At 71.1% G+C, this 22,446-nt stretch carries 16 protein-coding genes and 1 pseudogene; 10 read left to right on the top strand and 7 right to left on the bottom strand.

The features are described from left to right. Nucleotides 1-50: 50 nt before the first annotated feature. Together ABT360_RS11315 and ABT360_RS11310 are read right to left on the bottom strand one after the other, a co-directional pair. On the bottom strand, nucleotides 51-1,346 hold the full coding sequence (locus ABT360_RS11315) for a M14 family metallopeptidase (protein ID WP_351813811.1): 1,296 nt from the start codon (nucleotides 1,344-1,346) through the stop codon (nucleotides 51-53). Next, on the bottom strand, nucleotides 1,343-3,328 hold the full coding sequence (locus ABT360_RS11310) for a Xaa-Pro dipeptidyl-peptidase (protein WP_351813809.1): 1,986 nt from the start codon (nucleotides 3,326-3,328) through the stop codon (nucleotides 1,343-1,345). Before ABT360_RS11310 ends, ABT360_RS11315 begins: the two co-directional genes overlap by 4 nt. A 203-nt stretch (nucleotides 3,329-3,531) precedes the next feature. On the opposite strand from ABT360_RS11310, the gene ABT360_RS11305 reads away from it, so the two are divergent. Together ABT360_RS11305 and ABT360_RS11300 are read left to right on the top strand one after the other, a co-directional pair. After that, nucleotides 3,532-5,067 (top strand): M1 family metallopeptidase, encoded by a 1,536-nt coding sequence (locus ABT360_RS11305; RefSeq protein WP_351813807.1) that lies wholly within the window; start codon nucleotides 3,532-3,534, stop codon nucleotides 5,065-5,067. Between the two features lie 148 nt (nucleotides 5,068-5,215). Continuing rightward, the gene (locus tag ABT360_RS11300) at nucleotides 5,216-6,265 is read left to right on the top strand and encodes a LacI family DNA-binding transcriptional regulator (RefSeq protein WP_351813840.1); all 1,050 of its coding nucleotides are present in this window, start codon (nucleotides 5,216-5,218) and stop codon (nucleotides 6,263-6,265) included. On the opposite strand, the gene ABT360_RS11295 is transcribed toward ABT360_RS11300, so the two are convergent. Continuing rightward, nucleotides 6,262-9,126 (bottom strand): glycosyl hydrolase, encoded by a 2,865-nt coding sequence (locus tag ABT360_RS11295; protein WP_351813805.1) that lies wholly within the window; start codon nucleotides 9,124-9,126, stop codon nucleotides 6,262-6,264. The genes ABT360_RS11300 and ABT360_RS11295 overlap by 4 nt on opposite strands. A 255-nt stretch (nucleotides 9,127-9,381) precedes the next feature. Between ABT360_RS11295 and ABT360_RS11290 the strand changes: the two genes are divergently transcribed. The 4 genes from ABT360_RS11290 (at nucleotide 9,382) to ABT360_RS11275 (ending at nucleotide 14,013) form a co-directional block, all read left to right on the top strand. Further along, nucleotides 9,382-10,683, top strand: a complete 1,302-nt coding sequence (locus ABT360_RS11290; protein ID WP_351813803.1) for an ABC transporter substrate-binding protein — start codon at nucleotides 9,382-9,384, stop codon at nucleotides 10,681-10,683. 104 nt (nucleotides 10,684-10,787) lie between these two features. Beyond that, on the top strand, nucleotides 10,788-11,756 hold the full coding sequence (locus tag ABT360_RS11285; protein WP_351813838.1) for a carbohydrate ABC transporter permease: 969 nt from the start codon (nucleotides 10,788-10,790) through the stop codon (nucleotides 11,754-11,756). After that, nucleotides 11,753-12,592 (top strand): carbohydrate ABC transporter permease, encoded by an 840-nt coding sequence (locus ABT360_RS11280; RefSeq protein ID WP_351813801.1) that lies wholly within the window; start codon nucleotides 11,753-11,755, stop codon nucleotides 12,590-12,592. The genes ABT360_RS11285 and ABT360_RS11280 overlap by 4 nt, the downstream gene beginning before the upstream one ends. A 41-nt stretch (nucleotides 12,593-12,633) precedes the next feature. Further along, a complete protein-coding gene (locus ABT360_RS11275; protein WP_351813799.1) occupies nucleotides 12,634-14,013 on the top strand; it encodes a GH1 family beta-glucosidase in 1,380 nt (459 codons plus the stop codon). Here the strand turns inward: ABT360_RS11275 and ABT360_RS11270 are convergent. Next, nucleotides 13,976-14,875, bottom strand: a complete 900-nt coding sequence (locus ABT360_RS11270) for an oxygenase MpaB family protein (protein WP_351813797.1) — start codon at nucleotides 14,873-14,875, stop codon at nucleotides 13,976-13,978. The genes ABT360_RS11275 and ABT360_RS11270 overlap by 38 nt on opposite strands. Before the next feature lie 110 nt (nucleotides 14,876-14,985). Here ABT360_RS11270 and sph point away from each other — a divergent pair, with 110 nt between their 5' ends. Together sph and ABT360_RS11260 are read left to right on the top strand one after the other, a co-directional pair. Continuing rightward, on the top strand, nucleotides 14,986-16,011 hold the full coding sequence (gene sph / locus ABT360_RS11265) for a sphingomyelin phosphodiesterase (RefSeq protein WP_351813795.1): 1,026 nt from the start codon (nucleotides 14,986-14,988) through the stop codon (nucleotides 16,009-16,011). A 78-nt stretch (nucleotides 16,012-16,089) separates the two neighbouring features. Further along, nucleotides 16,090-17,073 carry a cation diffusion facilitator family transporter gene (locus ABT360_RS11260; RefSeq protein ID WP_351813793.1) on the top strand — a complete coding sequence of 328 codons (984 nt, stop codon included), beginning with the start codon at nucleotides 16,090-16,092 and terminating at the stop codon, nucleotides 17,071-17,073. Here ABT360_RS11260 and ABT360_RS11255 read toward each other — a convergent pair. Continuing rightward, nucleotides 17,061-17,426 (bottom strand): annotated as a pseudogene (locus ABT360_RS11255) (GNAT family N-acetyltransferase); the annotation flags it as partial. The gene ABT360_RS11260 and the pseudogene ABT360_RS11255 sit on opposite strands and share 13 nt — an antisense overlap. Nucleotides 17,427-17,560: 134 nt before the next feature. Between ABT360_RS11255 and ABT360_RS11250 the strand changes: the two are divergent. Beyond that, entirely contained in the window at nucleotides 17,561-18,304 is a 744-nt protein-coding gene (locus ABT360_RS11250) for a MerR family transcriptional regulator (RefSeq protein ID WP_351813836.1), read from the top strand. A 50-nt stretch (nucleotides 18,305-18,354) separates the two neighbouring features. Continuing rightward, nucleotides 18,355-18,987 (top strand): gamma carbonic anhydrase family protein, encoded by a 633-nt coding sequence (locus tag ABT360_RS11245; protein WP_351813791.1) that lies wholly within the window; start codon nucleotides 18,355-18,357, stop codon nucleotides 18,985-18,987. 7 nt (nucleotides 18,988-18,994) lie between these two features. Here the strand turns inward: ABT360_RS11245 and ABT360_RS11240 are convergent, their stop codons facing one another. Next, nucleotides 18,995-21,166: a 3-hydroxyacyl-CoA dehydrogenase NAD-binding domain-containing protein gene (locus tag ABT360_RS11240; RefSeq protein ID WP_351813789.1), complete on the bottom strand. Its 2,172-nt coding sequence runs from the start codon at nucleotides 21,164-21,166 to the stop codon at nucleotides 18,995-18,997. Nucleotides 21,167-21,208: 42 nt separating this feature from the next. Beyond that, the gene (locus tag ABT360_RS11235; protein WP_351813786.1) at nucleotides 21,209-22,423 is read right to left on the bottom strand and encodes an acetyl-CoA C-acetyltransferase; all 1,215 of its coding nucleotides are present in this window, start codon (nucleotides 22,421-22,423) and stop codon (nucleotides 21,209-21,211) included. Between the last annotated feature and the right edge of the window lie 23 nt (nucleotides 22,424-22,446).

Genomic DNA, 22,446 nt, shown 5'->3' with positions numbered 1-22,446 from the left:
TGACTTCGCTCGTACTACCCCCTACCACGTCAGGCACACCCGACCCGGGATCAACAGGCGTCGACTGGTTCCCCACCTGTGAGGTGGTAGGCCGCGCGGGTGTCGAGGAGCAGGGGTACGAGGGCACGCCGGGGCTGGCGCAGGGGTACGAAGGCGGCCCCGTCGCCCCCCACTCGAGCGGCCACCCCGTGCAGCGCCAGTTCGTCCTCGACGTCGGCGTACTGGGCCGGGCTCAGTCGGTAGCCGCAGGGCGGGTCCTGGAGGGTTTCGGCGGGCTCCGGCGGATCGTTGTCGGCGCCGCCCAGGTGGATCGGGCCCCGGTCGCGCAGACCGGCCAGCCGGGCCGTCGTGGTGGCCGCCTCGATGGTGCCGCGCCGGTCGTCCACGTACGCGAAGAGACCGTCGAGGGCGGCGAGCTGACTGTCGACCCGGCGCCGGTTGTTGAGGGCCGGGTCGTTCTTCTCCGCGTCGGTGAGGGGGTCGACGCGGGTTTCGACGAGCAGGCCGACGGAGTGCTTGATGCCCGCGGTGTTGCGCAGGATGCGCTCCTGGCCGTCGCCCGCGACCTGCTTGACGGGCTCCCCCGTGACGGGGTCGGTCCAGATGCCGTAGACGCCGCTGTCGAAACCGGCCCGCTCGGCGGTGGGGCGGACGTACGCCTCGGAGAGGGTGTGCGCCTCGTCGTGCACGTGCGCGTCGGTGTTGGGGTTGCGCGGCCAGAGGGAGAGGAGGTCCTTGTCGTAGTAGGGCGGGGTGGCGCCGTATTCGTGCAGGTCGTAGACGGCGTCGGGCCGGTGGTCGCGGAGCACGGCGGCGAGGGCGCGAGCCTCGGCGGTCTTGAGGGCGATGTGGTCGCGGTTGATGTCGACGCCGTCGGCATTGCCCCGGGTGTCGGCGGCGCGGCCGTCGGGGTTGGCGGTGGGGACGACGAGGACGGTCGTGCGGGAGAGGAAGCGGAGGGTTTCGCGGTCCTTGGCGTACGCGAGGTCGCGGACGGTGGTGAGGCAGGCCTCCCGGCCGGACGGCTCGTCACCGTGCTGGCTGCAGATGAGGAGCACGATGTTGGTGCTGGGGGCCGTGGATATCCGTACGAGCTGGAGGGGACGGCCCTGTCGGGTGGTGCCGATCCGGGTCGTCGACACGCGGTCGCTCGCCCGGTCGACGGTGGTGAGGAATCGTTGCTCCTCGCGCTGGCCCGTCCAGCGGGCGCCGTTGCTCGTCTCGAAGCCGGTGCGGGGCGGCGAGGCGGGTGAGGCCTGCGCGGGAGCGGTGATCAGCGGGAGGGCGAGGGCGGCTGCGGTGACGGTCACGGCGAAGGCTCGGACGCGTGCGGCACGTGGGGTCATCGGCTGCTGCCTCCGGGGATCGGCGGGACGGGACGCGGGGCGGTGACACCGGCGGGCGGGGTGGCGGCTCCGCTCGGCGGGGCGGTGCGCGGGGCGGCCGGGGGCACGGTGGGGAAGGTGGCCCGTACGAAGGCGGGGGCGCCGCCGACGAGGGGGAGCCTGGCGGAGCTCCGGGCCAGGTCGAGGGTGAGGGTGGGCTTCGTGGAAGGAGGGTCGATCAGGTACTGGTCGGTGCCGGCGATGATGAGGGCGAGACGGTGGCCGGCCGGGACGACGTGGTCCGCGGCGGCGAGGTCCAGGGTGATGGTGTGCGCCTTGCCGGGGGTGAGGGGGCGGCCCCTGTTCTCGTCGGCCCAGTTGCCGAGGTCGGCCCAGCCCCGGCTGAACACGGTGAAGCCGACGTCGGTGGTCTTCGCCTTCGTCTCCTTGAAGCAGGCGCTGTCGCCGGTGGTGCTCGCGCCCCAGCAGGTGCGTTCGGTGAGGGTGGTGATGCCTTCGCCGGCGGCCCCGTAGTCACGGATGGTGTCGGGCCCGAGGTCGACCAGCACGGCGGAGAGGTGGGCGCTGGTGGTGTTCGGGGTGGCGGTGACGGTGACGGTGGAGGAGCCGGAGAGCCGCAGGTCGCGCGTCAGGGGGCGGGAGACGAAGCCCGCCTTGGACGGCGTGGAGGCGTCGACGTGCGCCGCCCAGTCGAGTTCGTCCAGTTCGGGGTCGTCCGTGAACGTCTCCGTGGCGCCGGGCCGGGCCGGGGTGAGGCCGAGGGTGCCGACACCGGGCGCGGAGCCGGTGGCGGGGCGGAGCGTGGTGGTGGCGGTGGCGCGGGGCGGCCAGACGCGGTCGGTGGACCACTGGTCGGGGGCGCGCTCGATGTCGGCCATCGGCTCGCGGTCGATGCCGTTGTCGTAGCCGAGGAGGTGGTGGTCGAACCAGCGGTGCAGGGTTCGTACCCAGTCGGCGCGGCGGAAGTCGAACGGGTCGACGTGCCCGGTCTGCGAGAGCCAGATCTTGCGCTCCACGCCGTGCTGGGCGAGGGCGTCCCACCACTGGCCGAAGTGCTTGGCGCGGACGTTGAGGTCCTGCTGGCCGTGCACGACGAAGACGCTGGCCCTCACCTTGTGCGCGTCCTTGACGTAGTCGCGCTCCTCCCACAGCCGGGTCCGGTCGCCGGTGCGCGGCGCGCCGTCGACGAGGCGCTGCTGGACGTGGGCGCACCGGGTGCGGGCGTCGGGGCTGTTGACGTAGTTCGAGAGCCAGTCGGGGCCGGAGTCGTACAGCGGGGCGCCCTTGGCGAAGTAGTAGTCGTACCAGGAGGAGATGGCGCCGATCGGGACGATGGTCTTCAGGCCCTCGACGCCGGTCGCCGCGACACCGTTGGCGATGGTGCCGTCCCAGCTCTTGCCGATCATGCCCGTGTCGCCGGTGGACCAGCCGGTCGCACGGGCGCGGTCGGCGCCGGTACGGGTGGTGTAGCCGCGGCCGCGGCCGTTCAGCCAGTCGACGACGGCCTTGGCGGACTGGATGTCGGAGCGGCCGCCGACGTCGTCGCAGCCGTCCGACCGGCTGGTTCCGGCCAGGTCGACGGCGACGAAGGCGTAGCCGCGCGGCACGAAGTAGTTGTCGTAGTACAGCGGGAACTGGACGGGGTCGCCGTTCGCGTCGTACGTCTTCTTCTGGCTCTCGTTGCCGCGCCCGCAGCACGCGTAGTAGGGGCTGGCGTCCATGATCACGGGGACCTTGCGGCCCCGCTGGGCCGCCTCGCGCGGCCGGACGATGTCGACGGCGACCCGGTCGGTCCTGCCGTCGCGGTCTCCGTCGAGGCCGGTGTCGACCCAGACGGACTCGCGGACCGCGTTGTCGTACGAGTAGATCGGTCGGGACTCGCGGGCGGATGCGCTGTTCGCGCTCGCCTGCGGCACGAGTGTGGACATCAGGGCGGCTGTGGCCGCCACCACGAGGACTCTGCTCCGCGCACGTATCGGCATGGGAGCGGAAGGTACACGGGTCAACTGCCGTACGACAGAGGGCAGTACGGGGACGAAGGCGGCGCAGGGGACGGTGTGGACGACGGACGTTCATGTCGGCCGAATGGCAATCACGTGACAGGAGGGGCCATGGACATGACCGAGGCGCCAGAGGCTGAATAGCCTTCAGAGATCTTCCGTCCACACGACTTGGAGACCTTGACGTGCACCGCAGACTGATCGTCCCGAGCGCACTCGCGGCCTCGCTGATGCTGGCGATCCCGGCATCGGCGGCCGACTACGGTCCGGGCTCCCCCGGCATCGGCGACCCCTACTACCCGGCCAGCGGCAACGGCGGATACGACGTGTCGCACTACGACCTGCGCCTGAAGTACCAGCCGAGGACGGACCTGCTGGAGGGCACGGCGACGATCATCGCCACCACCACGCAGAACCTGTCCCGTTTCAACCTGGACCTCGGCCTCGAGGTCAGCGAGGTGCGGGTGAACGGCAGGAAGGCGGAGTTCACCGCCACCGGCGATCACGAGCTGGAGGTGACCCCGGCCTCGCCGCTGGCGAAGAACCGGGCCGTCTCGGTCGTCGTCCGGTACGCGGGCAAACCGTCCGAGCTGAAGATCGGCGGCTGGACCGCCTGGCACCGCACACCCGACGGCGGCGTCGCGGCGCAGGAGCCGGACTCGGCCGTGTGGTGGTTCCCGTCCAACGACCACCCGCTGGACAAGGCGACGTTCGACGTATCAGTCGCCGTGCCGGACGGGACGCAGGCCATCAGCAACGGCGTCCTGCAGTCGCAGTCGTCGCGACTGGGCTGGACGCGCTACAACTGGCGCTCCGACAAGCCGCAGGCGACGTACCTCGCCACGCTCGCCGTCGGCAAGTTCGACATCACGACGGACAAGACGGACAAGGGGCTGCCCGTCCTCAACGCGTACAGCAAGGACCTCGGCGGCAACGCGGGCGCGGCGCGGGCCAGCATCGAGCGAACGGCGGAGGTCGCGGAGTGGCTGGAGGAGGTCTTCGGACCGTATCCCTTCAACGCGCTCGGCGGTTACGTCCCCAATGTGACCAGCGGTTACGCCCTGGAGACGCAGACGCGGCCGTTCTACAGCCCGCGCCAGTTCGTGAACGGGGCCAATGTGTCGGTGGTCGTGCACGAGCTGGCGCACCAGTGGTACGGCGACAGTGTGTCGGTCGACAGGTGGAAGGACATCTGGATCAACGAGGGCTTCGCCCGCTACAGCCAGTGGCTGTGGTCGGAGAAGGAGGGCGAGGGCACGGCGCAGGAGCTGGCGGACTACGTGTACGCCACGCGGGGGGCCGACGACCCGTTCTGGACGGTCAAGCCGGGCGACCCGGGTCCGGACAAGCAGTTCGACATCGCCGTGTACGACCGGGGCGCGCTGGCCCTCCAGGCCCTGCGGAACGAGATAGGTGACGAGGACTTCTTCGCCGTCCTGAAGGGCTGGCCGGCCGAGCACGCGTACGGCAACGCCAAGGTGTCCGACTTCGTGACGTACGCCGAGCGCGTCTCGGGCAAGCCCCTTGCCGGGCTGTTCGACACCTGGCTGTACCAGCCGTCGAAGCCGGCTGCCCCCGCCGCCGGGGAGTCGCGGATAGCGCGATCGCAGGCCGCGGCGGAGCCGGACCAGCCCACGTCGTGGAAGAAGATCGCCGCGACGAACACGATCCACGACCACGGCGAGCACCACCACGAGCACGAGCACGGCCTCGGCCACTGATCGTCGGGTGCCACGGCCGCCGTCCCGGGGCGATGGGGGCGGCGGCTTGTCCGAAGGCGCAGAGAGCGCTCTCACGGACTCGGTCGACCGGCTACCCTGCTGGTGTACCCAGGTTTCACCGCGCCGCCGAGGAGCACCTTTGTCCACCATGCCCGATCCGGCCCCCGGCTCCCGCCCCACCCTGGAAGCCGTCGCGGCCCGCGCCGGGGTCTCGAGGGCGACGGTCTCGCGGGTCGTCAACGGCGGGGCCGGGGTCCGGCAGCCGCTCGTGGACAAGGTGCGCCGGGCGGTCGAGGAGCTGGGCTACATCCCGAACCACGCGGCTCGCACCCTGGTGACCCGGCGCAACGGCGCGGTGGCGGTGATCATCGCCGAGCCGGAGTTCCGGGTGTTCTCCGATCCCTTCTTCGAGCAGCAGGTGCGGGGCATCAGCCGCGAACTGACGGCGCACGACTCCCAGCTGGTGCTGTTGTGGGTGGAAGGTCCTGGCGACTACGACCGGATCGGCCGGTACCTGGGCGGCGGCCATGTCGACGGCGCGCTGGCCTTCTCGGTGCACAACGACGACGAACTGCCCTCCATCATCCGGCGGGCACAGGTGCCGGCGGTGTTCGGCGGGCGGCCCGGGTGGCCGGGCGCGGCCGGCGGCCTCGCCGTGCCGTACGTGGACGCGGACAACCGGGGCGGCGCCCGGGAAGCCGTACGGCACCTGCTGTCGCTGGGCCGTGAGCGCGTCGCGCACATCGCCGGCCCGTCCGACCAGACCTCCGCGATGGACCGGCTCGACGGATACCGGGACGTCCTGCTGGACGCCGGCTCCGGGCTGATCGCGCAGGGCGACTTCACCGAGGAGAGCGGGGCGCGGGCCATGGCGGAGCTGTTGGAGCGGCGTCCGGACCTGGACGCCGTGTTCGCCGCCAACGACCTGATGGCGTCCGGCGCGCTGCGGGTGCTGCGCGAGCGCGGGCTGCGGGTGCCGGGGGACGTGGCGCTGGTCGGCTTCGACGACATGACGTCCATCGCGGAGGCCACCGACCCGCCGCTGACGACGGTCCGCCAGGACATCGAGGGCATGGGCCGACTGATGGTCCGGCTGCTGATGCGTGTACTGAACGCGCAGGATGCCGAGTCCGGAGCGGGCAGCGCTCCGGACTCGGTGATCACTCCTACGGAACTGGTGCGACGGGCGTCGGCCTAGCCGTACGGGATGACCAGCACGGACCGGTCCGTGCCCGTCTGGAGCCGTGCCGTGCCGTTGCCGATGGCGTGCCAGACCTCCAGGCGTACGGTGCCGCCCCTCAGGTCGCCCAGCGTGCCCGTCGCCGACTTCAGCCCGCGTGCCTGGCTGTACTCCTCCCAACCGGTCACCGGGTCGGTCGCGAAGTAGTGGTACGTCTCCGTCCGCTCGAACGTCCCGTCGCCGGTCAGGTCGTAGGCGACCCGGGCCTGCTGGCCGAGGCCGACCGTGGTGCCCGCGTCGACCTGGAGCCGGAAGGCGGTGGCCGCGCCCGCCTTGAGCGTGCCGTTGACGCCCTTCGCCTCGTACACCAGCGGCTGGTGCGGGGTGCCGTCGTGGTTGGCGCCGCCCGCCGAGGCGATGGTGTCGCTGCCCGCCGCCGCGCCCGTGGCGGTGGTGAGGGCGCCTCCGGTGCGGAGCTGGAAGGTGTCGCCGGTCCCGGGGACGGGATCCGGATCCGTGCCGCCGCTGCCCGTCCCGGTGGCCGTCGACCGGGCCGGGACGGTGAGCTTCGCGCCGTCGGAGAAGGTCACCGTGCGGGCGGTGGAACCGTGGTTGTGGGCCGCGTACGTCCGTACCGTGCCCTTGCTGAAGACGGCCGACGTCGGGATGTCACCGGTCACGGTGGCGTCGGGCGCGCCGAGCGCGTCCATCGTGGTGATCCAATGATACGTGTGCGCCTTCGACTCCCCCGCTTCGGGCGTGTACGAGGCGTGGCCCGCGTTCCACTTGGACAGGGCGGCGGCGGGGTCGGCGAGCGACTGGAACTCCCAGAGGATGTCGCGCCATTCGACGGCCGGGCCGCCGTTCTCGCGCTCCATCTCGGCGATGTTGCGGCGGATGGCCGCCTTCTCACCGCCCAGGTGCAGCGAACCGCCGGTCACCGGCAGGACGTTGATGCCGTGGATCTCCTCCGGGTTGGCGGTCCACCAGGTGGCATAGGCGGCGCCGCTCCCCCACACCATGCCGGCGGTGTCGTGCCCGAAGGAGGACGGGAAGACCTGCTGGTCGGCGTCGAACCAGTACTGGGCGATCGCCTCGGACTCGGTGGTCAGCAGGTACACCCCGAGGTCCCGCAGTGCGGTGTCACCGGTGGCCGAGCCCCACAGGATCAGGCCCGCGCTCAGGTTGGTGGACTCGGACGACGACTCCTGGTTGTTGCCGGCGGCGAAGCCCTGGTGGCCTGAGGCCCAGCTGTGACCGGCGTAGACGTCGAAGCCCCGGAGGAACGGGAAGGCGGTGTCGGTGCGGCTGGGGTTGGCGGCGTCGCGAACGAGCGTCTTCACCATGCCGCCCCAGGCCGGGTCGGCGGCCCAGGCGGGGTCGTACTGGGCGACGACGGCGGCCGCGTAGACGTAGTACGAGTAGTGGAAGTGGTGGTCGTTGAGCTCGGTGTCGCTGCCGTAGGAGGCGGGGTACCCGGTGAGGGTCTTCCAGCTCCTGTCGTACGAGAACTCGTTGGCACCGCCCGCCGTGAACCAGTCCTGGAGACGGCCCTTGAGCAGGCCGATCAGCTTGTCGCGGGTGGCGGTCTCGCCGATCTGGTCGGCCAGGGGTACGAGCTGGGCGAGGCGGCCGAGGGCCTTGCCGGTCCAGTAGGTGTCGGTGGCACCGGAGAACGGGTCGGCGGCGTTCGCCGCCTCGTTCAGGTATCCGCGCAGCCGGGCCGTGTCGACGCCGGACGACTTCGGCAGCCCGGGCAGGACGGCGGCGGCCCGCTGACTCGTGGTGAAGGTGGTGGACGCCCGGACCTTCATGGTGCCGCGCGGTGAGACGTACGTGTACGGGGTCAGCGCGTCCGTGGTGTGGAGCCACTGGTGCCGGTAGAGGGCCTGGAGGGTGCCGGTCTCGGTGCCCTCCTGGGGCTGGGTGGTGAGGGTGTAGGTGGCCTTGACCGTGCCTCCGGTGTAGTTCCAGGCGACGCTGGAGCCGGTGACGAAGCTGTACGCGTACGTCCGGTAGGTGGCCAGCGCGTCCGGGGAGGGCAGGACGGCCACCGAGAAGTAGTCCCTGCCGCCGAGCCCGGCCGTCAGCGTGGAGCCGGAGACGGTCCAGTCGGCGCCGGTGGGGGCGAAGAGCGCGTAGTGGTGGCCGGCGACGGTGATCCCGAGGACGTTGCCCTGGTCGGCGAAGACGGTGGGCGCGGTGGCGGTGGTGATCCGCGCGTCGCCGCCGGTGCCCTTGGCGTACACGAACGGTGAGCCGTGGCCGATGGTCGTGCGGAGGGTCCGGGCGCCGTCGGACCAGTAGGGGGTGACGGTCCAGTCGGACCAGGCGTCGGCCTTGGTGTCCGGCGAGTTCAGGCCGGTGAGCCCGAGGGTGAGATCGCGCTTGTGGGCGTACTCGTACTGTCTGCCGTCGCCGACGATCGCCGGGGTGGTCGGGTAGCCGATGTCGAGGCCGGCGGCGGTGGCCTGGTAGGTGAGCGGGTGGCCGTACATGGGGGTGGACCAGGGGTTGTCGCCGTACCGCTGGAAGGCGAGGGAGGACCACCAGTCATTGGTGGGCACCGGCTTTCCCTGGGCCGCTGGGGTGAGCTTGGGGGTGACGGGGGTGCCGGTGTTGGTGGTGGGGCCGGAGGTTCCGGGGGGACGGGTGTCGGAGTAGCTGCCCGCTCCGACGGGGACGGTGGCCGCCGTGGCGGGGGTGGCGGTGGTCGCGGTGACACCGAGGGCGGCCAGGGCAGTGGCCAGGAGCAGCGCGGCGGGGCGGGCGGCTCGTGGGACTGCTCGGGTGCGGGCGGGCGGTCGGATGCGGGGGGATGGTCGGGTGCGGGCGAACGGTCGGATGCGGGGGAATGGTCGGGTGCGGGGGGATGACATGTCGGCACCTCGGGTGGATGGCGGGAGAGCGTTACGAGAGCGCTCTCAGGTGCCCTGGAACGTAAAACTCCTGAAACAGAGCTGTCAATACAGGGAACAGCTAGGGAAGTTGGCGTCGCGGGGAACCCGTTATGCGTTCGAGTCTTGACGGGGAGAGGGTGCCGGGGGCACGCTCCTGAGCATCTTCTTGAGAGCGCTCTCAACCCCTTGGGCCCGCTCCGAACCACCGCCCCGCCGAAGCCAAGGAGGCTTCCCATGCCCATCGCCCGAGCCGCCACCGCCAGGAGGGCCGCCGTCCGACTCGGTGCGCTCGCACTCACCGGGGTCCTGCTCGCCGCCTGCGGATCCGGCGCCTCGGGCGAGGCGTCCGACGGCACGGTCACGCTCACCGTGGACCTCTTCGGCTCCTTCGGCTACAAGGAAGCCGGGCTCTACGCCGAATACGAGAAGCTGCACCCCGGCATCAAGATCAAGCAGACGGACACGGAGGACGAGCAGGACTACTGGAAGTCCCTCCAGACCCGGCTCGCCGGCGGTGGCGGCCTCGCCGACGTCCAGGCGATCGAGGTGGGCCGCATCGCCTCGGTCACGCAGCAGCAGGCGGACAAGTTCGAAGACCTGACGAAGTACGGCGCGGACAAGCTCAAGGGCGAGTTCGCCGAGGCCAAGTGGTCGGCGGCGACGACCAAGGACGGCCGGGTACTGGGACTCGGCACCGACGTCGGGCCCGAGGCGATGTGCTACCGCACGGACCTCTTCAAGCAGGCCGGCCTGCCGACCGACCGCACCGAACTGGCGAAGAAGTGGGCCACCTGGGACGGCTACCTGGAGCTCGGCAAGCAGTACAAGGCCAAGGCCCCTGCCAAGAGCGCCTGGCTGGACAGCGTGGGCAGCCTGTTCACGATCATGATCGGCCAGGAGGAGGAGCGGTACTACGACGCCTCCGGAAAGCTGATCTACGAGTCGAACCCGGCCGTCAAGACCGCCTGGGACACCGCCACGCGGGCTGCGGAGGACGGCCTGAGCGCCAAGCTGGACCAGTGGTCCCCGCAGTGGAACCAGGCCTTCGCCGCGGGGTCGTTCGCCACGATCCCCTGCCCCGCATGGATGCTCGGGTACATCAAGGGCCAGGCCGGTGAGGCCGGCAAGGGCAAGTGGGACATCGCCAAGCTGCCCGGCGGCGCCGGGAACTGGGGCGGGTCATATCTGAGCGTCCCCCGGGCGGCCAAGCACAAGAAGGAGGCGTACGAGCTGATCCAGTGGCTCACGGCGCCCGAGCAGCAGGCCCGGCTCTTCGAGAAGCAGGGCAACTTCCCCTCCTCCACGGGCGCCATCGCCAAGGTCGCCGGCGCCAAGGACCCGTACTTCTCCGGCGCCCCGATCGGCAAGATCTTCGGCGACGCCGCCAAGGCGGCCCCCGTACAGGTGCTGGGCATCCACGACAAGAACGTCGCCGACCAGATCACGAACGCGCTGAGCGAGGTCGAGCGGAAGGGGACGTCACCGGACAAGGCGTGGTCGAACGCGAAGAAGGGCGTCGAGAACGTCACGGGATGACCTCGTCCCTCTCGTACGTCGCGGGACGAACCTGGTCGTCCCCCTCGTACGTCACGGATGACCACCTCGTCCCCCTCGTACCGTCCATGCCCGAACCGAACACCATGAAGGGCCGCACCGTGACCCTCACCGCTCCGGCAGGAACGGCACCCGCCCGGCGGCGGCGTGCGTCGGCCGCGCGCCGCGCATGGCGGACCGTCTCGCCGTACGCGTACCTCGCCCCGTTCTTCACGCTCTTCGCCGCCTTCGGCCTCTTCCCGCTGCTCTACACGGCGTTCGTGTCGCTCTACCGCGTCGAGCTGCAGACCCCCGGTGAGATGGAGTGGCGCGGGCTCGGCAACTACGCCGCCCTCTTCACCGACGAGTTCTTCTGGATCTCGCTGCGCAACACCTTCACCATCGGGGTCGTCTCCACGGTCCCGCAGCTGGTGATGGCCCTCGGCCTGGCCCATCTGCTCAACTACAAGCTGCGCGGGCGGACGTTCTTCCGCACGGCGATGCTGCTCCCCTACGCCACCTCCGTCGCGGCCGCGACGCTGGTCTTCGCGCAGCTCTTCGGCCGCGACTTCGGACTCGTCAACTACGCGCTGGGGCTGGTCGGCATCGACCCGGTCGACTGGCAGACGAACACGGTCGCTTCCCAGATCGCCGTGTCGACCATCGTCATCTGGCGCTGGACCGGCTACAACGCGCTGATCTACCTCGCGGGCATGCAGTCCATCCCGAGCGAGCTGTACGAGGCGGCGGAGATGGACGGGGCGTCGCGCTGGCGGCAGTTCTTCCACGTCACACTGCCGGGCCTGCGTCCGACGATCGTCTTCACGGCCGTCGTGTCGACGATCGGCGCCACCCAGCTCTTCGGTGAGCCGCTGCTGTTCGAGGGGTCGGTCTCGGGCGGCATCTCGCACCAGTACCAGACGCTCGGGCTCTACATGTACGAGCAGGGCTGGGGCTTCTTCCACCTGGGCCGGGCCGCCGCCATCGCCTGGGTGATGTTCCTGCTGATCCTGGTGCTGGTCGGGGTCAACGCCCTGATCGTGCGCCGCCGTTCCCTCAAGGAGGCCGGCCGATGACCGCGCGCCGCGCCGGACGCACCCTGCACGGCGGCCGGGTCGCGTACGTGATCCTCGGCGTCGCCGTCCTGGTGTCGGCCTTCCCGTTCTACTGGACGATCGTCGCCGCCAGCCGCTCCAACGCCGACCTGGCCAAGGTGCCCCCGTCCCTCCTCCCCGGCCCGAACCTGATGCGGAACTTCGAGGCGGTGATGGAGGAGGCGGACATCGGCAAGGCCCTCCTCAACTCCCTGATCGTCTCCGGCTCCATCACGGTCGGCACGGTGCTGTGCTGCACCCTCGCCGGGTTCGCCTTCGCCAAGCTGCGCTTCCGTGGCCGGGGCGCGCTGCTCGCGGTCACCGTGGGCACGATGATGATCCCGCCACAGCTGGGCGTGATCCCCCTGTTCATGCTGATTGCGGAGCTGGAGTGGGTGAACCAGCTCCAGTCGGTGATCCTGCCCGGTCTGGTGTCGGCCTTCGGGGTCTTCTTCATGCGGCAGTTCCTGGTGCAGGCGCTGCCGGACGAACTGATCGAGGCGGCGCGGGTGGACGGTGCCTCCTCCGCCCGGATCTTCTGGTCGATCGTGGTGCCGATCGCCCGGCCCGGTATGGCGGTGCTGGGTCTGCTGACCTTCATGGCGGCCTGGAACGACTTCTTCTGGCCGATCGTCGCCCTGTCCTCGCAGAACCCGACCGTGCAGGTCGCGCTGCGCCAGCTGGGCGGCGGCTACGTCCACGACCAGTCCGTGATCATGGCGGGCACGCTGCTGGGCACGCTCCCCGTCCTCCTGGTCTTCGGGCTGCTGGGCCGCCAGATCGTCGGCGGCATCATGCAGGGCGCCGTCAAGGGCTGACGCCCCGCCCCCCTTTTCCTCCATCCTTCGTTGGGAGTCTCATGACCGAGCTCACCTTCCCGGCCGGTTTCCGCTGGGGCACGGCCACGGCCGCGTACCAGATCGAGGGCGCCGCCGACGAGGACGGCCGGACGCCGTCCATCTGGGACACCTTCAGCCGTACGCCGGGCAAGGTCCGCAACGGCGACACCGGTGACATCGCGGCCGACCACTACCACCGGACGGCCGAGGACGTCGCCCTGATGAAGGACCTGGGCGTGACGGACTACCGGTTCTCCGTCGCGTGGCCGCGGGTGCAGCCGACCGGCCGGGGGCCGGCGGTGCAGAAGGGCCTGGACTTCTACCGGCGGCTCACGGACGAGCTGCTGAGCGCGGACATCCGGCCGGTCGTCACCCTGTACCACTGGGACCTGCCGCAGGAGCTGGAAGACGCGGGCGGCTGGCCGCACCGGGAGACGGCGGAACGGTTCGCCGAGTACGCCGGGCTCGTGGCCGGCGCCCTGGGCGACCGCGTCACGACGTGGACGACGCTGAACGAGCCGTGGTGCGCGGCGTTCCTGGGGTACGCCTCGGGGGTGCACGCCCCGGGCCGTACCGACGCTGCCGCGTCCCTGCGTGCCGCGCACCACCTGAACCTGGCGCACGGGCGGGCGGTCCAGGTTCTGCGCGCCGCCCTCCCGCCGTCGGCGGAGGTGTCGCTGACGCTGAACCTCCATGCGGTGCGCGCCCTTTCGGATGCCGGTGAGGACCGTGAGGCCGCTCGGCGGGTCGACGCGCTGGGCAACCGGATCTTCTTGGACCCGGTCTTCCACGGGCGCCTCCCGGCGGACCTGGTGGAGGACACGGCGGCGCTCACGGACTGGTCGTTCGTGCGGGACGGGGACCTGGAGGTGATCGCCACGCCGATCGACTCGCTGGGCATCAACTACTACTCCCCCACGGTCGTCGCGGCGGGTAGGTCCGAGGCGCCGTCCCCGTGGCCGGGCGCCGAGCCGCATGTCCGTTTCGTACCGGCGCCGGGTCCGCGTACCGCGATGGACTGGCCGGTGGACCCGGACGGGCTGTACGAGCTGCTGACCCGGCTGCGGGACGAGCTGCCCGAGGTACCGCTGATGGTCACGGAGAACGGCGCCGCCTACGACGACTACGCCGACCCGTCGGGCGAGGTCCACGACCCGGAGCGGGTCGCCTACCTGGACGGGCACCTGGCTGCGGTGCACCGGGCGCTCACGGACGGGGTGGACGTACGGGGCTACTTCCTGTGGTCGCTGCTGGACAACTTCGAGTGGGCGTACGGCTACGGCAAACGGTTCGGCATCGTGCACGTGGACTTCGCGTCGCAGCGCCGTACGCCGAAGGACAGCGCGCGCTGGTACGCGGACGTCATCGCGCGGGGCGGGGTGCGCGGGCCTCGCGGCTGAGCCGGTGCTTCCGGTGTTGCTTGCGCGCCTCCCTCGCGAGCGGGAGGTAGCGCAGCCGCTCGGGGAGCACGGGGACGACGGCCCGTACGACCCGGCCGAAGCGGCGCAGCCTCCGCTCCTGCTCGTCCGTCCATTCCAGGCCGATCGCCTCCCGCGCGTCCGGCGGCATCAGGCCGATGGTGAGGAAACGGCGGAAGCGGGTGAACGGCGGGAGGAGCAGCGGCCACAGGAACCGCAGGAGGAGCCGCAGCGACAGCGGCCCGTGGTCGGGCGGGGGTACCGGGCTGTCGGTGGCGACGAGTTCGCGTACGACGACGGTGGCCTCGATCTCGTCGGCGAGGATCTTGCGGTAGTAGGGCCAGAATTCCTCGATCGTCTGGGGCATGTCCCGGTCGTGCAGGCCGAGGATGCGGCCGACCTGCAGCCACTCCGCGTACAGCCGGCGTTCCTGTTCCTCGGTCATCGGCCGGACGAGGTAGCGATAGGCGTGGTGGAAGACGGGGAATCCGGTGGCGTGGACCCAGGCGTAGTTCGCGGGGGTGAGGGCGTGGTAGCGGCGGCCCCGGGTGTCGGTGCCCTGGATGGTCGCGTGCAGCTTGCGGAGCCGGCGCCCTTCCTCGGCGGCTTCCTCGCCTCCGTACACCCAGAGCTGTAGCGAGCGCAGGGAGCGCTCGCCGCGGCCCCAGGGGTCGGTACGGAAGACGGAGTGCTCGTCCACACCGGCGCCGACGGCGGGATGGGCGACCTGGAGGGTGAGAGCGGCGGGCAGCATCAGAAGGCCGCGGATGTCGCCCGCGAGGCTCCAGAGGACTCCGCCGGGCGGGGGCGGTGCGGGATCGTGCGTGGCGGAGGACGTGCTCATGGTCCCAGTATCCGCCGCGGACAAGTTGGTGTGGTGGACCGGGGCACGCAAGGTTCCCTGCACGCAATGGCTACCGGAAAGTAACCGGGGCTGATTTGATGTGCCGCGCGATGTCCAACCCCCCACCTCTTTCTGGAGTTTCCGTGCCGCGATCCCCGAAGCGCGCCGCGCTGTCCGCTGCCCTCTCCACCGTGCTGGCCGCCGCCGCGATGGCGGTGACCGCCCCGTCCGCCTCGGCCTCCTCCACCGAGGCCGGGACGCCCGCGCTCAAGGTGCTTTCGTACAACGCGTTCCTCTTCAGCAAGACGCTCTACCCGAACTGGGGGCAGGACCACCGGGCGAAGGAGATACCGGCAGCGCCGTTCTTCCGCGGCCAGGACGTGGTGGTGCTCCAGGAGGCGTTCGACAACTCCGCCTCCGACACGCTCATGCGCAACGCCGCCGCCCAGTACCCCTACCAGACGCCGGTGATGGGCCGGGGCACGACCGGGTGGGACGCCACGAGCGGCGCGTACTCGGCCACGACGCCGGAGGACGGTGGTGTCACGGTGCTCAGCAAGTGGCCGATCATCCGCAAGGAGCAGTACGTCTACAAGGACGCGTGCGGCGCCGACTGGTACTCCAACAAGGGCTTCGTCTACGCCGTGCTGAACGTCAACGGCACCCGCGTCCACGTGGTCGGCACACACGCCCAGTCGACCGACCCGGGCTGCGACAGCGGCGAGGCGGCTTTGATGCGCAGCCGGCAGTTCAAGGCGATGGACGCCTTCCTGGACGCCAAGAACATCCCGGCGTCCGAGCAGGTGCTGGTGGCGGGCGACTTCAACGTGGACTCGCACAGCGGCGAGTACGCAACGATGCTGGCCGACGCGGGGCTCGCGGGGCCGGACGCGCGCACCGGCCACCCGTACTCCTTCGACACCGAGGTGAACTCGATCGCCTCCGAACGCTACCCCGACGACCCGCGCGAGGACCTCGACCATGTCCTCCACCGCGCCGGTCACGCCAGGCCGGCCGGCTGGACCAACGAGGTGATCAGGGAGCAGAGCGCGCCCTGGACGGTTTCCAGCTGGGGCAAGCAGTACACGTACACCAATCTGTCGGACCACTACCCGGTCATCGCGTCCGCCAGGTAATCGCAAGGCTTTCGCAGCTGGTCAGGGGCCGCTTTTCGGCAGTGGCCGCAAGGCGGTCGGGCTGTCATGGTGGTGTCCATGACGGGTCGTGGACACCACCATCACCATCATCACGGTGAGCGGCTCGACGCCGCTCTGGAGGGCTCGGCGGCGGGGCTGCGGACGCTGTGGTTCTCGTTCGCGGTGCTCGCCGCGACGACCGTCGTGCAGGCGGTCATCGCCGCGTTGTCGGGCTCGGTCGCTCTGCTCGGCGACACGGTGCACAACGCCACGGACGCTCTGACGGCGCTGCCGCTGGCGCTCGCCTTCGTGCTGGGCCGACGGGCCGCCACGCGCCGCTACACCTACGGCTTCGGCCGGGCCGAGGACCTGGCGGGGGTGTTCGTGGTGCTGGTGATCGCCGCGTCGGCCGCCTTCGCCGGCTACGAGGCGGTGCGGCGGCTGCTGGACCCGCAGGAGGTGAGCCATCTGCCGGCCGTCGCGGCGGCGGGCCTGGTGGGCTTCGTCGGCAACGAGTGGGTGGCCAGGGCCCGTATCCGCACGGGCCGGGCGATCGGCTCCGCCGCGCTGGTCGCCGACGGACTGCACGCCCGCACGGACGGGTTCACCTCGCTGGCCGTGCTGCTGGGCGCGGGCGGCGCGGCTCTGGGGTGGTGGTGGGCGGACCCGCTGGTCGGCCTGGTCATCACGGGCGCGATCCTGCTGGTGCTGCGGGGCGCGGCGCGCGAGGTCTGGCACCGGCTGATGGACGCCGTCGACCCGGATCTGGTGGACCGGGCGGAGCATGTGCTGGCACATGTCGAGGGCGTCCGGGCGGTGGGCGCCGTGCGGATGCGGTGGCTGGGTCACACACTGCGGGCGGAGGCGTCCGTGGTGGTGGATCCGTCGCTGACGGTCGTGCAGGCGCACGCGGTGGCGGTCGCGGCGGAGCACGCCCTGCTGCACGCGGTGCCCCGGCTGGCGGGGGTCACCGTCCACGTCGATCACGCCCCCCAGCGGGGCACGGACCCGCACGGGGCGCTGGCGCACCACTTGCCGTCGCCGGCAGGTCAGGGCTCGTAGACGTACGGGGTGGTCGTGGACAGCCGGGTGAACCCGAGGCGCCGGAGGACGGGGCGGCTCCGGTCGGAGGCGTCGGCCTGGAGGTAGCGGTAGCCGCGCTCGGCCGCGAGGCGGGCGCGGTGCGCGACCAGCGCGCGGTAGACGCCCCGGCCGCGCCACTCCGGTACCGTGCCGCCGCCCCACAGTCCGGCGAACGCGGCGCCGGGCGGCAGTTCCAGGCGCGCGGAACTCACCGGCCGGTCGTCGGCCAGGGCGACGACGGCGGTCACGGTGTCCGGCTGGGCGGCCAGCTGGTCGAGCAGTCGGCGCCGCAGCTGCGTGCCGTCCGTGTCGAACGCCCGCTGGTGGACTTCCCCCCGTGCGTAAGCGATCCCGTCCATGCGAACCACCGTGCGGGCCACCGCTGACCATCACCCATGGCTTTCACAGCAATGGTGAGACAGCAATACTGTTGTACGGAACCCACCATCCGGAAGTGAGGACCCGCATGGCGACCGAGGCGACCGAGACCGAGGAGCAGCAGCCGACGCTGACCGTCGACGAGCTGGCCGCCCGGGCGGGCGTCACCGTGCGCACCGTCCGGTTCTACAGCACCCGGGGCCTGCTGCCCCCGCCGGTCATCGGCCCGCGCCGGGTGGGGCACTACGGTCCGGAGCACCTGTCCCGGCTCGCGCTCATCGAGGAGCTCCAGCACCAGGGCATGACGCTCGCCGCGATCGAACGGTACCTGGAGCAGCTCCCGCCCGATCTGAGCGCCCACGATCTGGCCATCCATCGCGCCCTGGTGGCGACCTGGGCACCGGACGCGCCGGAGGAGATGTCGCGGGCGGAGCTGGAGCGGCGCGCGGGCCGGACGCTCGGCGACGAGGACCTGGACCGGCTCGCCGCGATGGACGTGCTGGCCCGTACGGAGGCGGACGACACCTTCCGGGTGGACCCGGGCCTGCTGCGGCTGGGGGTGCGGCTGCTGGACGTACCCATCGCGCACGAGACGATCCTGGCGTCGCGCACGGTCCTGGTGGAACACACCCGGTCGGCCGCCCAGGAGCTGACGCGGCTGTTCCGGGACGAGGTGTGGGGTCCGTACCGGGAGCGCGAGTCGGACCCGGAGCACCTGGCGGCGATGAAGTCGCTGTCCGCCCATATGCAGCCGCTGGTGGTCCAGGCGCTGGTGACGGCGTTCCAGCGGTCGCTGAAGGAGGAGCTGCGCGCCGCGTTCCGCGCGGAGTGACGGCGCTTCCTTCCGGGCGCGGTGCGCCGGAGGGTGGCACGATGCGGACCATGGCCATGCTGTTCGAGCACCAGGGGCACACGCCCACCGTCGATCCCACCGCCTATGTGGCGCCCAACGCCACGCTCTGCGGTGACGTGCGGGTCGGGCCCGGCTGCCGGGTCCTCTTCGGGGCGGTCCTGACCGCCGAGGGCGGCCCGGTCGAGCTGGGTGAGGGCTGCATCGTGATGGAGAACGCGGTGCTGCGCGGTACGCGCCAGGACCCGCTGCGGCTGGGCCGGCACGTGCTCGTGGGCCCGGGCGCGTACCTCGTCGGCTGCGAGGCGGCCGACGACGTCTTCCTGGCCACCGGCACCCGGGTGTTCAACGGCGCGCGGGTCGGGGCCCGTTGTGAGGTCCGGATCAATGCCGTCGTCCATCTGCGCACTGTGCTGGCCGAGGACACGACCGTGCCGATCGGCTGGGTCGCCGTGGGTGATCCGGGGCAGCTGTTCCCGCCGGACGATCACGGGGAGATCTGGGCGGTGCAGCGGGAACTCGACTTCCCGGGGTACGTGTTCGGCCTCGCCCGCCCGGCGGAAGGCAGCTCACTGATGCCGGAGGTCTCACGCCGCTACGGGCGCGCGCTGGGCCGCCACGTGGACGACCGCCGCGTCGACGACGGCCGCCCCGGCGACGTATAGAGCGCGCTCAGTCGCTGAACGTCTCGTCCCGATCGGCCTTCTCCACCAGCAGCGCGGGCGGCTGGAACCGCTCCCCGTACCGCTCGGCGAGCTCACGCGCGCGTGCGACGAAGCCGGGCAGTCCGCCCTCGTAGCCGTTGATGTACTGGAGCACACCGCCCGTCCACGCCGGGAAGCCGATACCCATGATGGAACCGATGTTGGCGTCGGCGACCGACGTCAGGACGCCTTCCTCCAGGCAGCGGACGGTGTCCAGCGCCTCGGAGAAGAGCATCCGCTCCTGCATGTCCTCGAAGGGGACGGTCGCGTCCCCCTGGCCGAAGTGCTCGCGCAGGCCGGGCCACAACCCCTGCCGCCTGCCCTCCTCGTCGTAGTCGTAGAAGCCCGCCCCGCCGCTGCGGCCGGTACGGCCGAACTCGTCGACCATCCGGTCGATCACCGCGTCCGCCGGGTGCTCCGGCCAGGTGCCGCCCGCCTCCTCGATGGCGCGCCGCGTCTCGTTGCGGATCTTGCGCGGGAGGGTGAGGGTCAGCTCATCCATCAGGGACAGCACCTTCGCCGGGTACCCGGCCTGGGCCGCCGCCTGCTCGACGGACGCGGGCTCCACCCCCTCGCCGACCATCGCCACGCCCTCGTTGATGAACTGGCCGATGACGCGCGAGGTGAAGAAGCCGCGGGAGTCGTTGACGACGATCGGCGTCTTGTTGATCTGCCGTACGAGGTCGAAGGCGCGCGCGAGGGCTTCGTCCCCGGTCCGCTCGCCCTTGATGATCTCGACGAGCGGCATCTTGTCGACCGGCGAGAAGAAGTGCAGGCCGATGAAGTCGGCCGGGCGCTCCACGCCCTCAGCAAGGAGGGTGATCGGCAGGGTGGAGGTGTTGGAGCACAGCAGCGCGTCGGGCTCGACGATCTCCTGGATCTCCTGGAACACCTTGTGCTTGAGCGCCGTGTCCTCGAACACCGCCTCGATGACGGCGTCGCAGCCCGCCAGGTCGGCCGGGTCGGCGGTGGGTGTGATGCGGGCCAGCAGCTCGTCGCGCTTGGCCTCGGTCGTCCGGCCGCGTGACAGCGCCTTGTCGAGGAGCTTGACGGAGTACGCCTTGCCCTTCTGTGCCGCCTCGGCCGACACGTCCTTCAGGACGACGTCGATGCCCGCCTTCGCACAGGAGTAGGCGATGCCCGCGCCCATCATCCCGGCGCCGAGGACCGCGACCCTGCGCACCGTGCGCGGTTCGACGCCCTGGGGGCGGCTGGCGCCGGAGTTGACCGCCTGGAGGTCGAAGAAGAACGCCTGGATCATGTTCTTGGCGGTCTGCCCGGTGACCAGCTCGGTGAAGTACCGCGACTCGATGGTCAGCGCGGTCTCGAAGTCGACCTGGGAGCCCTCGACGGCGGCCGCGAGGATGTTGCGGGGCGCCGGGTAGGGCGCGCCATTGATCTGCTTCTTCAGATTGGCAGGGAAGGCGGGCAGGTTGGCGGCGAACTTGGGGTGCGCCGGGGTGCCTCCGGGGATCTTGTAACCGGGGGCGTCCCAGGGCTGCTGCGACTCGGGGTGGGCGTCGATGAACGCCCGTGCCTTGGCGATCATCTCCTCACGGGTGGCGGCCACTTCATGGATCAGGCCGTTCTCCAGGGCCCGCTGCGGCGCGTACTGGGTGCCCTGGAGGAGCACCTTGAGCAGGGCGTCGGCGATGCCCATGAGGCGTACGGTGCGGGCGACGCCACCGCCTCCGGGCAGGAGACCCAGGGTGACCTCGGGCAGCCCGATCTTGGAGCCGGGCGTGTCGAGGGCGATCCGGTGGTGGGAGGCGAGGGCGATCTCGTAACCGCCGCCCAGGGCCGCGCCGTTGATGGCGGCGACGACCGGCTTGCCGAGGGTCTCGATGCGGCGCAGGGCGCGCTTCATCTCCATGGCGGCGTCGAAGATCTGCCGGGCGTCGGCGGGCCCGGCCTTCATCATGTCCTTGAGGTCGCCGCCGGCGAAGAAGGTCTTCTTGGCGGAGGTGTAGATGATGCCCCGGATGGAGTCCTTCTCGGCCTCGGCGCGGTCGGCGACGGCCGCGATCGAGGTCCTGAACGCCTGGTTCATGGTGTTGGCGGACTGGTCGGGGTCGTCGAGCACAAGGGTGACGATCCCGGTCTCGTCCTGTTCCCAGCGGATGGTGGTGGACTGGCTCATGGTGGTGGCTGCTCCGTAAGGCCGTACGGGAAAGGACGGGGGTCAGACGCGCTCGACGACGGTGGCGATGCCCATGCCTCCGCCGACGCAGAGCGTGGCGAGGCCGTAGCGCTTGTCCTGGCGCTCCAGTTCGTCGACGAGGGTGCCCAGGATCATGGCACCGGTCGCCCCGAGCGGGTGACCCATGGCGATGGCGCCGCCGTTGACGTTGACCTTGTCCAGGGACAGGCCCATGTCCTTGACGAAGCGCAGCACGACCGCCGCGAACGCCTCGTTGATCTCGACCAGGTCGATGTCGTCGATGGTCAGTCCGGCCTTGGCAAGGGCCTTCTTGGAGGCCGGTGCCGGGCCGGTGAGCATGATGGTCGGCTCGGAGCCGGAGACGGCCACGGAGACGATCCTGGCGCGGGGGGTCAGCCCGTACCGTTCGCCGACCTCCTTGTTGCCGATGGCGACGAGCGCGGCGCCGTCGACGATGCCGGAGGAGTTCCCGGCGTGGTGGACGTGGTCGATCTTCTCCACCCAGTGGTACTTCTGCAGCGCCACGGCGTCAAAGCCTCCCATGTCGCCGATGGCCGCGAAGGAGGGCTTGAGGCCGGCGAGCGAGTCGGCCGTCGTGCCGGGCCGCATGTGCTCGTCGTGGTCGAGGACGACCAGGCCCGCGCGGTCCTTCACCGGGACGACGGACCGTTCGAAACGGCCGTCCTTCCAAGCGGTGGCGGCCCGCTCCTGGGAGAGCGCGGCGTACTCGTCGACGTCGCGCCGCGAGTAGCCCTCGATGGTGGCGATCAGGTCGGCGCCGATGCCCTGCGGGACGAAGTTGGTGTCCCAGTTGGTCATCGGGTCGGCGAACCAGGCGCCGCCGTCGGAGGCCATCGGCACGCGGGACATCGACTCGACGCCGCCCGCGAGGACCAGGTCCTCCCAGCCGGAGCGGACCTTCATCGCCGCCATGTTGACGGCTTCGAGGCCGGAGGCACAGAAGCGGTTCTCCTGTACGCCGGCGACGGTGTCGGGCAGCCCGGCGGCGATGGCGGCGATGCGCGCGATGTCGGAGCCCTGGTCCCCGACGGGGCCGACGACACCCAGGACGATGTCGTCGATGGCGGCGGGGTCGAGGCCGGGGAAGCGGCCGCGGAGTTCGTGGATGAGGCCGACCACCAGGTCGATCGGCTTGGTGCCGTGCAGGGCGCCATTGGCCTTTCCGCGCCCGCGCGGGGTGCGGATCGCGTCGTAGACGTACGCTTCGGTGCTCACTGGTCAAGCCTTTCAGGGAGGGG

The organism is Streptomyces sp. NPDC000229 (assembly GCF_040300825.1).
Classification (GTDB): domain Bacteria; phylum Actinomycetota; class Actinomycetes; order Streptomycetales; family Streptomycetaceae; genus Streptomyces.
Note: the sequence above shows the minus strand (reverse complement) of the source record. Positions and strands in the feature narration are given on the sequence as shown.